The organism is Burkholderia sp. LMG 13014 (assembly GCF_905232215.1).
Taxonomy (GTDB): Bacteria; Pseudomonadota; Gammaproteobacteria; order Burkholderiales; family Burkholderiaceae; genus Burkholderia.
This window is the reverse complement of the sequence record NZ_CAJNKE010000139.1, coordinates 1-12,291: the sequence shown is the minus strand read 5'-3', so window position 1 is coordinate 12,291 and position 12,291 is coordinate 1. Positions and strand designations below refer to the sequence as shown.

8 protein-coding genes and 1 pseudogene are annotated in these 12,291 nt (G+C 61.7%); 6 read left to right on the top strand and 3 right to left on the bottom strand.

Annotated elements, in window-relative coordinates:
* From JYJ84_RS16270 to JYJ84_RS16260, 3 genes and pseudogenes are all read right to left on the bottom strand, one after another.
* Positions 1–518, bottom strand: a pseudogene (locus JYJ84_RS16270) (AraC family transcriptional regulator); the annotation flags it as partial.
* Positions 519–734: 216 nt separating this feature from the next.
* Complete coding sequence (locus tag JYJ84_RS16265; protein ID WP_175222269.1) at positions 735–1,289, bottom strand: hypothetical protein; 555 nt, start codon at positions 1,287–1,289, stop codon at positions 735–737.
* Between the two features lie 315 nt (positions 1,290–1,604).
* On the bottom strand, positions 1,605–3,131 hold the full coding sequence (locus JYJ84_RS16260) for an aldehyde dehydrogenase family protein (RefSeq protein ID WP_122944100.1): 1,527 nt from the start codon (positions 3,129–3,131) through the stop codon (positions 1,605–1,607).
* Between the two features lie 321 nt (positions 3,132–3,452).
* On the opposite strand from JYJ84_RS16260, the gene JYJ84_RS16255 reads away from it, so the two are divergent.
* The 6 genes from JYJ84_RS16255 to JYJ84_RS16230 all read left to right on the top strand — a co-directional run bounded on the left by JYJ84_RS16255 (position 3,453) and on the right by JYJ84_RS16230 (position 12,049).
* Complete coding sequence (locus JYJ84_RS16255; RefSeq protein ID WP_122944098.1) at positions 3,453–3,881, top strand: pyridoxamine 5'-phosphate oxidase family protein; 429 nt, start codon at positions 3,453–3,455, stop codon at positions 3,879–3,881.
* 411 nt (positions 3,882–4,292) lie between these two features.
* Entirely contained in the window at positions 4,293–6,422 is a 2,130-nt protein-coding gene (locus tag JYJ84_RS16250; RefSeq protein WP_175984800.1) for a type VI secretion system Vgr family protein, read from the top strand.
* Positions 6,419–7,297, top strand: a complete 879-nt coding sequence (locus JYJ84_RS16245; RefSeq protein WP_175222267.1) for a DUF4123 domain-containing protein — start codon at positions 6,419–6,421, stop codon at positions 7,295–7,297. Before JYJ84_RS16250 ends, JYJ84_RS16245 begins: the two co-directional genes overlap by 4 nt.
* The gene (locus JYJ84_RS16240) at positions 7,294–10,083 is read left to right on the top strand and encodes a toxin VasX (RefSeq protein WP_175222266.1); all 2,790 of its coding nucleotides are present in this window, start codon (positions 7,294–7,296) and stop codon (positions 10,081–10,083) included. Before JYJ84_RS16245 ends, JYJ84_RS16240 begins: the two co-directional genes overlap by 4 nt.
* Entirely contained in the window at positions 10,083–11,066 is a 984-nt protein-coding gene (locus JYJ84_RS16235; RefSeq protein WP_175222265.1) for a hypothetical protein, read from the top strand. Before JYJ84_RS16240 ends, JYJ84_RS16235 begins: the two co-directional genes overlap by 1 nt.
* Positions 11,066–12,049, top strand: coding sequence for a hypothetical protein (locus tag JYJ84_RS16230; protein ID WP_175222264.1), 984 nt, complete (start codon positions 11,066–11,068; stop codon positions 12,047–12,049). Before JYJ84_RS16235 ends, JYJ84_RS16230 begins: the two co-directional genes overlap by 1 nt.
* The last annotated feature ends 242 nt before the right edge of the window (positions 12,050–12,291 follow it).

Sequence of the window (12,291 nt, the reverse complement as noted above, 5' to 3'; positions counted from 1 at the left end):
TCACCGACCTGCATCACGCGCTGCGTGAACAGCCGTTCGTCGAGCGCGTGGCGCTCGACCTCCTCCGCATAGCGGCGCAACACGTCGCCGCGCACGACCACGCCGTAGATCGAGAACTGCGCGGGCGTCACCAGTTCGAATTCGACGTTGCCGGGCCGGAACGCAAGCGCGCCGGGCCCGATGCGGCACGCGTCGACGCGCGCGGTGCCGTCGCACACGAGCGGGATGCCGAACCAGTACGCATCGCCGCGCACCTCGCACGCCTGGCGCAGCAGGTGGCTCGTCGATTCGCGAAACAGCTTCATCGTGTCGAGCGGCAGCTCGGTCAGCGTGCCGACGAAGCGGCCGGCCGCGAGCTGGTCGTAGGTCTGCCGCCAGCCGATCAGGTTGCGCGCCTGCTCGTCGGCGTCATGCGCGACGCTGACGACCGCCTGCCCGGCCAGCGCATCGTCGCCCTGCGCGTTGCGCCGCGTATCTTCGGCCGTCGGTTCTTCGCTGCACGCCACGTGTTGGTCCATCGTGTCCTCCCTCACCTGCCTGGAACCGCGCCTGTCACGCAAGTCCCGTGCCGAACCGTGCGCGACCCGCGCAAAGCCCGTCATTCGACGCTGCGCGGCACGAACGCGCCATGCGGGCATGCCCGAACGCCTTGTCGCACGCACCCCGCCGGTGCGGCACGCGCCGCGCCAGCGCATCCGGTACGCGTCGCCCGCCCGGCAATGCGCGGCGGCCGGCTAGCCACCGTTCGCGGGCCGCATCCGCACGACCCGCGTGCCGCAATTGCCGTACGCCTGCGCGACCGCCAGCTCGACGATCGCGCTGTCGGCCGGCCACGGCGCCGCGTCCGCCTCGGACAGATCCGTGCGCAGCGTCGCGCGCCCGTTGATCCGGTAGCGAATGCCGCGCAGGAAATCCACGAACAGCAGCCCGACGCCGCTGCCGCCACACTGCGCCGCATCGATCCGGCCGCCATCGCCCGCGCCATACACCGGCAGCGCGAAGCGCAGCGTCTTCGTGTCGATCACGCGTACGACCGGCAGCAGGTCGCCGTTCGCGTCGCGCCGGCTCTGCACGATGTCGCAGGTCACGCCCGCCTGCCCGCCGCACGCGGTGCCGACGAACATGAACGGCTGCGTCTCGACGAACTGCCGCACGCCGACGCTCAGCCGCGTCGTCACGACGTCGCTCATCCGCTCGGCTTCGTCGGCAACGCCGAAGCGGCGATGCGCATCGAGTTCGCCCGCGTGGAACACGGGATGGCGCGGACTGGATCGGGGCGGTTCTGACATGGGGTTTGATGTCCGAACCGCCGGCTCAAGCTGCCGCTGCGAACGGACGGCCGCCGGTATCGTTTCCGGCGCAAGCCGCGGCGATGCGCAGCCGATGCCGGGTTGCGAATGCGAATGGGCTGAAACGGCGAACCACCGGATCACCGGTCGGCCGCGCGGCACGCATCCGCGCACCATCGTCGGCCAGGCAGCCACCCTCGCCCGGCGCGACACGCGTTCGACGACTCTCCGGCATCCGCCGCTTCGCCGCTCGAGACGGCGCCCCGACCGGCCGACGCATACCACCGCCGACCGGCCGGGACGCCCGTGCGCGGATCAGAAGAACCCGAGCGCCTCGGCCTGGTAGCTCACCAGCAGGCACTTCGTCTGCTGATAGTTCGACAGCGCCATCTTGTGCGTCTCGCGGCCGATCCCCGACTGCTTGTAGCCACCGAACGCCGCGTGTGCGGGGTACAGGTGATAGCAGTTGGTCCACACGCGGCCGGCCTCGACCTCGCGGCCCATCCGGTACGCACGCGTGCCGTTGCGCGTCCACACGCCGGCGCCGAGCCCGTAGAACGTGTCGTTCGCGAGTTCGATCGCGTCCTGCTCGTCCTTGAACGTCATCACCGACGCGACCGGCCCGAAGATCTCTTCCTGGAACACGCGCATCTTGTTGTTGCCGAGCAGCATCGTCGGCTTCACGTAGTAGCCCGTGCCGAGTTCCGCCGCCGGTGCCGTGCGCTCGCCGCCCGTCAGGCATTGCGCGCCTTCGTCGCGGCCGATGTCGATGTACGACAGGATCTTGTCGAGCTGCTGCTGCGACGCCTGCGCGCCGATCATCGTCTGCAGGTCGAGCGGGTGGCCGGCCTTGATGCGCTCGACGCGCGCGACGGCCTTCTCGATGAACTTCTCGTAGATCGATTCCTGGATCAGGATCCGCGACGGGCACGTGCACACTTCGCCCTGGTTCAGCGCGAACATCGCGAGCCCTTCGAGCGCCTTGTCGAGGAACGCATCGTCCTGGTCGAGCACGTCGGCGAAGAAGATGTTCGGGCTCTTGCCGCCCAGTTCGACCGTCGACGGAATCAGGTTGTCGGCCGCCGCACGCAGGATGTGCTTGCCGACCGGCGTCGAGCCCGTGAACGCGATCTTCGCGATCCGCTTGCTGGTCGCGAGCGCTTCGCCCGCTTCCTTGCCGAAGCCGTTAACGATGTTGATCGTGCCGGCCGGGAACAGGTCGCCGATCAGCTCCATCAGCACCAGCACCGACGCGGGCGTCTGCTCGGCCGGCTTCATCACCACGCAGCAGCCGGCCGCGAGCGCCGGTGCGAGCTTCCATGCGGCCATCAGCAGCGGGAAGTTCCACGGGATGATCTGGCCGACGACGCCGAGCGGCTCGTGGAAGTGATACGCGACGGTGTTGTCGTCGATTTCGGAAATGCCGCCTTCCTGCGCGCGAATGCAGCCCGCGAAGTAGCGGAAGTGGTCGACCGCGAGCGGCAGGTCGGCCGCCATCGTCTCGCGCAGCGGCTTGCCGTTGTCGATCGTCTCGGCCACGGCCAGCAGCTTCAGGTTCTTTTCCATCCGGTCGGCGGCAGCGAGCAGCAGGTTCGCGCGCTCGGCCACCGACGTCTTGCCCCACTTGCGGCGCGCGGCATGCGCGGCGTCCAGCGCCAGCTCGATGTCGTCGGCGCCCGAGCGCGGCACGCGGCAGAACGGCTTGCCGTTGATCGGCGACACGTTCTCGAAATACTCGCCCTTCACCGGCGGAACCCATTTGCCGCCGATGTAGTTGTCGTATTGCTGACGGTACGGGTATTCGACGTCGAGGCCCAGTTGCTTCAGGTCAAACGGGTTCATACATGTCTCCTGTTCATCGTGCTTGTGTGAGTACAGCGCCGGTTGGAATTGCGCTGCCCTCGTTTACGCAACATGCGTGCCAAACAGGACGAAAGCACCGCGACCACGGCCGGCCCGCGTGCGCACCGTGCCGTGTTCACCGACGCGGCACGGCGGGTGTGCCGATTCTGAACAGCACGACTGCGCAGTGGCCGAGCCGGTGCTCGAAATTTCCACAGTGCGCAGGCGCGCCTGCGTGCGGATGCCGGCCGCGCCACGTGGCATGTCGCTTGCGTGCGCATCGCGCATTCCCACGCAACGGCGCGTTCGCCGACCGACACCATGAACGACTGCGGCCCCCTGACCGACGACGCGATCGCGTTCATCCGCGAGCAGGCGTTCCTGATCGTCGCGACCGCCGACGCGGCCGGCAACAGCGACTGCTCGTACCGCGGCCGCCAGCCACGCGCGGACGGCTCGTTCGAGCCGCTCGTCGACCTGCCCGACCGCCGCACGCTCGTGCTGCCCGACTTCGCCGGCAACAACCTGTTCAACACGATCGGCAACCTGCTCGTGAATCCGGCCATCGCGCTGCTGTTCGTCGATTTCGTCCGCCAGACGACCTGGCTCGTGCAGGGCCGCGCGACGATCGACGAGGCGGCGGAAAGCCGTGCGCATCTATGGCCGGAGGCGCGGCGCTATGTGGTGGTTGAAGTGGAACGGGCGCAGGCACGGGCGGATGTGGCACTGCCGCCGCTGGTGTTGGCGTGATGCGTATGTGTCTTGCCCATCCGGCGGCGATGGGTAGCGGCAACCGAAGCGACGGGGACGCGCTGTCACCCACCTAGCCCGAGAGACGCGCCACAACCTGACATCAAGCAGGCGGTATTGCCTGGAAAATCCGTCAGAGCACGGTTGGTCTGATGGCAGCAAATCAACGTTTCCCCGCCAAGAGGGCATGTTGTCGTAAATTTTCGGACCTGTCTCATGGACATGAGACGCCTTGGTAGCGAACCTCTTGCTTTGAAGAATCCATGGCACCCCGGGAGGTGCCATGGGTTTCACATCGCACTGCCACATCGCTCGTCATCGTGTACGGCTGGAACCAACGGTCGCACACATGGCGTACCGACGTGAGGGGATACGCATGGTTGCGTGTCTTCGGTTCGGAGAACTATTGCAATGCTGCAGCCAACCCGGTTGTCCTTTACCTTCGCCGTCGGCGACGAATCATTTGAGGTCGTCGAGTTCACGCTGCATGAGGGGTTATCCGAGACTTTCCGCCTGGAGGTCGAACTGGCCAGTGCCAACCCGGCTCTCGACTTCGGTCAGATACTCGATCGCAACGGCTTGCTCACGATCTGGCAGGGCGGGCACCCGGTGCGTTATGTGCACGGCGCGGTTTCGTCGTTCGTTCAGGGAGATACGGGTTTTCGACGCACTCGCTACTCGGCCGTGGTCGAGCCGCGTCTGGCACGCCTCAAGCTCTCGTCCGACTGGCGGATCTTCCAGACCCTGAACGTGACCGAGATCGCGACTGCCGTGTTCAAGGCGCATGGCCTGACGATGAACTACGAGCAACGCGCTACCAACGAACACCTCGCTCGCGAGTACTGTGTGCAGGCCGGTGATACCGACTATGACTTCATCGAGCGCATCCTGCGCGAGGAAGGCTTCTTCTACGCTTTCCAGCACGGCAAAGAGGGGCACCGGCTGATTCACTGCGATCGGCTGTTCATCTTCGGTCGCCTCGACGGCGAGCCAGTGCTGTACAACTCCACGCCGGGCGGCGACCAGCCGCAACCGTGCCTGCGAACCTTCGCCTTCACCGAGAACGTGCGTACCGCGCGCCAGGTGCAGCGCGACTACACGTTCAAGAACCCGCGCTTCAACCACGAGTACCCACGCGACGGCACCGATCTCGATCATCAGGGCCGCGGCTACGCACGCTACGACTATCCCGGCCGATATAAACATGAAGCCAGTGGCAAGGCGTTCACTCACGATCGTTTGCGCGGCCACCGGCGCGATGCACGTGTGGCGTTTGTCAGTGGCGATGACGCGCGCTTGCAACCGGGCATCGCGTTCGCGCTCACGGGCCACCCGCGCGAGGATATGAACCGTAGCTGGCGTCCGGTGAGCCTGGTGCATCACGGCAAGCAGTACACCAGTCAGGCCGAGGAGAGTTCCGACGCACAACACGGCACGTACTACGGCTACGAAGCGGTACTGGTGCCGGACGATGCCGAATGGCGCGCGGAGCCGTTGCCGCACCCGCGCATCGATGGCCCGCAGCCGGCGGTGGTCGTGGGCCCGGAGGGCGAAGAGATCTACACCGACGAGTACGGCCGAGTGAAGGTGCAGTTCCCGTGGGATCGTCAGGGCCGGCACAACGAGCACAGCTCGTGCTGGATCCGTGTTGCGCAGAACTGGGCGGGGGCGCTGTGGGGACACATGGCGATTCCGCGCATCGGGCAGGAGGTCATCGTCGACTTTTTTGACGGCGATCCGGACCAACCGGTCATCACCGGCCGCACCTACAACCGCCTGCAGCTACCGCCGTATGAACTGCCGCGACACAAGACGCGGATGACGATCAAGAGCCAGACGCACAAGGGCGAAGGTTTCAACGAGCTGCGCTTTGAAGACGAAGCCGGACAAGAAGAAATCTACGTTCATGCGCAGCGCGACCAGAACATCCACATCAACCACGACGAAGCCACGTTCGTCGGCCACGACCGCAGCGAGCAGGTCGAGCACGACGAGACGATTGCGATCGGCAACGACCGCAAGGAGACGGTGGGGCATGACGAGCAGGTCACGATCGGGCGGGATCGCCGGCACGACATCGGGCAGGACGACTTTCTGACCATCGGTCGCAACCACACGATCACGACGGGCAAGGATCGCACGGAAGAGGTGGGCAATCACCGCCGCGACAAGACGGCTGCCAACCATACAGTGGACATCGGCGGACACCTGGAGCAGCGCGTACAAGGCAGGGTGGAGGTCGAGGCCGGGCAAGCCATCCAGCATCGCACCAAGGTCTACGAGATTCGCGCAGCCGAGGCCGTCGTCCTCAAAAGTTCCGGCGGGACTGTGCGCATCGACAACAGCGGCATCACGCTGGATGGCGTGGCGATTCGCGTGAAGGGGCCGATGAGTCAGCAGCCGGCTGGCAGAAAAAATGCCATCAGTATTGCTGGAATGGCACGCCAGGGCCGTGCAATCAACCCGTTGTGTGCGATGCGGGATGACGGCAGTTGTCCGCTCCAGCCATGCCCCTGCGGCCGGAATGGGAGCGCCGTATGAAGTCGATGCTGAATGGTGCCGAGGAAGCGAGGGCGCTAACCTGCTCGCGACCGAGCTTTTTCCTTATCTTGGATGGTGGGCTGGATAGCGGCATGGAGGAAAAAGTCCTTGCCTTCGACACATCGTCACGCCGCGAATGGATCTATTCCGATACCGAGTACTGGAAGCAAGAGCGCGACGGCCCGTTGCTCATCCAGGCCAACCCCGAATCGGCTTTACTTTCCGCGATGTTGCATGACTGGGCCGAGCTGCATTGGGGAGGCATTCTCCAATCGGACGAACATTTCACCGTGATGCTTCAGCACTTGCGCATGCTACGCCACGCTCGGATGCCTGACAGCAACCTCGGTCTACTGCGCGCGCATGAGCCACGTGCGTTGCGCGGATTGGTCGAGGGCTTGTCGGATGACGAGCAGGACATGCTGCTTGGGCCGATTCAGAGCTGGATCTGGTGTGAGTGGAATGAAGGTCGTGGCGATTGGTACCAGTTCGCACGCCAGTCAGGAATTTCGACACCGCCCATTGCGGCCCCCTTCGTTTTAACGGAAAACGTGATTCGCGCGCTCGATTCCCAGCGAGTCGACTACAGCTATCGCGGCTGGGTTCGCCGGCTTCGGAACGAGAAAATCCCCGCACTGGATGCGTTGGACGATAACTTCCTCTTGCAGGCCGTCGGCATCCAGGTCAGCCACGCCGTGACCTTGGGTTTCGTCAATGACGAAGACCTTTGGGCCTACCTGAATCTCTTTTTCCATCATCCCCGGCGCCTGCATGATCCGGACAACGTATTGACACGCCTGCTCAATGCGACTGATCAACCCGCCTGGCAGCGCCTGATGCAAATCAACGATCTGCTCGCGAAGGAAACGGCATGACGGTTATCGCCAAGACACCCCAGGAAATCGCTGCCTGCACCGCCAGCCAATCGGCACATGGTGCGCATAGCTGCAATAAAGTCATCCCGTTTTTTCCGCTCCGTTATGCGGTCGCCCCTGCCGAAAAGGGGGGCTTTGCCTACCATCACGCGAACCTCGAAAAAGGCTTTCCGGCACTCGACGGATACCAGTACGTGCTGCGTTCATTGCGCGATGACGATGGCTACCTGTACATCTTCGATCCGGACAATCGCGAGCAGATCATTTGCTTTGTTTATCGCAGCCCTGACGGCGACACCAACGGCGGCGAACGACGTCCCGCGCAGTTCCAACGTCTGCAACTCGACAAGAAATTCAACGCCACCGAGTTGGTCGGCGCACCTCTGCCGTTTGCCTACATTCCTGCTTACGATCACGTCCCGAAGAAAGTGGTCGTGTGGTTCGCCGATACGCTGCAGTCGCCCAGCAAGCTCAAGGCCTTCCAAGCCAACGAGAATCGCATCCGAACCGCACTGGGCACGGAAATCGACCTGGCCCCGTGGAGTTCGGCCTTCAAGACGAACGCCAATCCCGATGCCGCCCCGGTCGTCAAGCACACGCTGCGGATAGAGGATGTGGCCGATCAACAAGCGGTTGGCCTGGACGGCAAACCAGTGCCATGGTCGGAATATCCGCACGCGGCGCGACTTCCCACGACAGCGGCTATGGCGCTGGCCCAAGGCCCTGGTAGCGCCCGTCTTGCCGTAGCGCTATTCGATCCAATCGGGCTGCTCAGCGAACTGGGCGCGCGGGTCGGCGAAGCGCTCAAGGCATGGAACGATTACAACGCGGTCTCCCAACGTGCCCGATGGGCGTCCAAGGCCGCGGATGTCTTGTTGGATGCTGCGTTCAATAAGGCCTACAACGCCAGTTACAACGACGACATTGTCGTCAGCGCTACGCGAGGAACCAGCGCAACCGGGCAGCCGATCTTGAGGGCCGCGAGCGAGGCCAAGCGCCAGGGCGAACTCGCACGCAAGAAACGCCGGGATTTCCTCAACGACAATCTACGCACCGAATTCCTCGAAAACGACAGTCGGGCACACACTCATTTGCTGAAATCCCTCGCTCGGAATGGCGAGCCGGCATGGATCTGGTGGCAACACACCGGCGCGGGAGGATGGGCGCCTTCCTTGGCGCTATACGACGTGACGGATAGTGACAACTTCCGGGCTTTGCGTGGCGCCATTGCGCGATGCGTGCTGGCACTGGCCTACCACGAGAAAGGCAGCGAGGCACTGGCCAATCAACTGCTTTCCGACCGGCCGACCGGCGTCTTCTACTACGCCATGCTCGGCTATCCCGGTATCGACAACTACGTGGATGCCGCTCGCAAGGTTGCGCCAACGGCCACGGATCAAGCCGCGAGTGCCGTCTTGGAGCAGTTGGAGAAGCTCTTCCAGAAAGTGCCACCCGATGCGGCATCGCAGCAGCTCAGTCAAGTGACCATGGCGCTGCTGGCCAAAAAGGGGCTGGCGAGCGCGGAAGGGTTTCCGGTATCCGCATACGCGCGAATGATCGAGGTTCTGGACGGACAACGGCTCAGCCGGACCGCCGTCACGCGGAAGGCACTGCCTGATCGGTTACGCAAGGACATGGGCATCAAGGGCACGACTCCGTTTCGGCACAGCAAGCTCAGTGCCGCGATGGACGAAGCGATGGTGTATTACCAGGCACAAGCTGCCAGATTTGAATCGCAAGCACGCAGGGAATACGTCAAGGGATTGGAAAAGCGTCTCTCTCTGTGGCACGGCGTCAAACTGGGCGCCGGTGCATTGGGTATCTGGATCGGCACCATCAACCTGGCCAATGCAGTGAAGAAGTTGGGGACGGTGGACGGGTTGACCTTGACCAATCTGCTGGACGCCGGCAGCAATGCAGGTGTTGTGGTCGCGAGCGGGTATGCGATGCAAAGCGCGTCGTTTGCGGTGAAGGCGCAGCGTGCCGTTCTGGCTGGCAATAAGGAAGCGGCCGAGTTGGCGAGGACTGCAGGTGAGAAGGCGGACCGCTTAATGATCGGATGGACAAGTGGAGCGGCTTTTATTGGAGGATTTAAGGCTACCCTCGATCAACGCAGCCAACACGGCAATGTGCGAATCTACACGCTGATTGACGCCGGCATTCAATTTACAGAGGCAGGATTCGGTGCTGCTTGGCTGTTCAGTACGCATCCGCTGGGACAACCATATGTAGGACGACTATTGGCAAGCTTAGCAAAGTTGAGAGGTGGACAAGTTGGCTTGATCCTGTTTGCCGCCGATATCGCGCGTACGCTCTGGACCGGATATATGGAACAGCAAAAGGCCGAGCAGAAGATCACCGATTGGCTTGATCAGTGCATGTGGGGAAATCATCCGAAATTCGACACGGCTGCCATAGAGCGCTTGGCGTTCATGCGGCTATCCAAGGAACCGCGTATTGAGACGGACCTGCGAATAGCAGAGCGACTCAACAAAGCAGCAATTCCCGGCCTTGGGCCGATCCTGACGAACCGTATGCCCGCACGCACGATAACCGTGGCCTTTCCAGGTTGGCTGCCTCAAGCCAGTACATATAAGTTGACGCAACGTCGGAACATCGCAGCATTGGGTACGGAGCAGGTGTTCGACGATCCGTCCCGGGTTACGATGGTCGATGGCGTGGGCTACCTGAAATTCGATACGACGACGCTAATGGGCGACACCGTGGTGAGCTACTGGCCCAATGCATTCAGCGATCCCGAGATGATAATCGAGGTGAAAAACTGATGTTCGACAAAAGCAAAAAAAAACTAAGCTTCGACGAGGGTATCGCGCGATGGATCAAGCGCTCGGATATAGCACCGATGGAACCAGTGAATCTGGCGATGTGGAAAGGCGATGCCGAATTTGAAAATGATATCAGCGACCGAGAACTATTCAATGAGAGGTTTATCGAAACCAGATTTGGGGACGGAACATCGGCGGACCTCATGTATCTGCTGTCGATGCAACACACAATATCTGTTGTTGTGATAGTGGCGAGCATATTCACGGGCGATTGGTTTTGGGAACTACTATTGGTATATCCGGTAGTGAATGTCGTGTTTTTCATGGGCATGTGGGCACTTACAAAACCTTCCACGCGTATTCGTTTCAATCGGCAGGCGCAGAGCGTGCACGTCGTCGACCGGGATGGTCAAGCGATTACATTGCACTGGCGCGATGTACAGCCACTTTTCCGATTAATGCCGCCAGGTCGCGTCGCGCTACAACTGGCGTTTCCCCCACCGGTCGGTGTCACCAGTCGAGTTATTGACGGTGTGCTCTGGCTGAATGGTGAGTTCGACAAACTCGATAGCTCGGGCATCGGCTCGGCCGCACTGCGCTTCGAGTTCATCCGCCGCTACATGGAGGAAGGGCTCGACGCGATCCAGCCGACCGCCGATCTGGACGAGTATCGCAAACCGTCGCCGCCATCGCGACTCAATTCGTTCTACTGGCCCGGGCTCGGTCCACTGATCGACCGATGGGCAAACTACCATCTCTCGAAGTTCCGCTGGCCGGAAGAAGTGGAGCGCCTGTGTGCACCCAACGCAGACCTGTCAGGCTACGACACAACACCCGTGGCATCGGATCGGATCATTTTCTATCGCTACGACGTCAGAGAGAAAAACTTCTATTTCTGCGATCGTGAAGGCCAGCGCTTGTTTCCAAGCACCGAAGACGACCACGAGACAACTGCACCCTCGCCATTCGAGTTGAAGATTTGATGCTCGGCAAAAACAAGAGAAACCTGAGTTTCGAGGAAGGCATAGCGCAGTGGATGAAGCGTTCGGATATAGCACCGATGGAACCAGTGGACCTCGCGGTGTGGAAAGGAGATGCCGAATTTGAAAATGATATCACTGACCCTGAACTCTTCAATGAGCGGTTTATCGAGACGCGCTTTGGAGATGGGGAATCGAGGGACATCATATATTTACTATCAATGCAACACACAATTTTTATTGTCGTAATGGTAGCGAGTGTATTCACTGGCGATTGGTTTTGGGAATTGCTGTTGATCTACCCGATAGTGAATATTCTTTTCTTTTGGGGGCTGTTGGCTCTTACAAAACCGTCCACACGTATTCGCTTCAATCGACAGGCGCAGAGCGTGCACGTCGTCGACCGGGATGGTCAGGCGATTACACTGCACTGGCACGATGTACAGCCACTTTTCCGATTAATGCCGCCAGGACGCATCAAGCTACAGCTGGCATTTCCCCCGCCGGCCGGTGTCACCAGTTATGTCATTGATGGCGTGCTCTGGCTGAATGGCGAATTCGACGAACTCGACAGCTCGAACATCCGCACGGCCGCACTGCGCTTCGAGTTCATCCGCCGCTACATGGAAGAAGGACTCGACGCGATCCAGCCGACCGCCGACCTGGACGAGTATCGCAAACCATCGCCGCCATCGCGCCTGAATTCGTTCTACTGGCCCGGACTCGGTCCGCTGATCGACCGGTGGGCAAACTACCATCTCTCGAAGTTCCGCTGGCCGGAAGAGGTTGAGCGCTTGTGTGCGCCCAACGCGGACCTGTCAGGCTACGACACGACCCCCGTGGCATCGGATCGGATCATTTTCTATCGCTACGACGTCAGAGAGAAGAACTTCTATTTTTGCGATCGCGAGGGCCAACGCTTGTTTCCAAGCACCGAAGATGACCACGAGACAACTGCACCCTCGCCATTCGAGTTGAAAATCTGATACTCGCTGGTTCGGCATCAGTGAGTTCGATCGCCGATTGGGCAACCACCATCATCAGGCTTGCGGGAATCATGTCGCGCTTCAAGACGAGCGTGCGTTAGCCGTTTGAGGCCAGCCCTGCCCGCCGCCCACCAAGAAACGCGAACACCACGCCCGCACACAGCACCGTAACGACCGCCAACCCGATCAACAACCGATCGAACGCATGCGTGTAACTCGCGAGCAGCGCCGCATGCCCGACA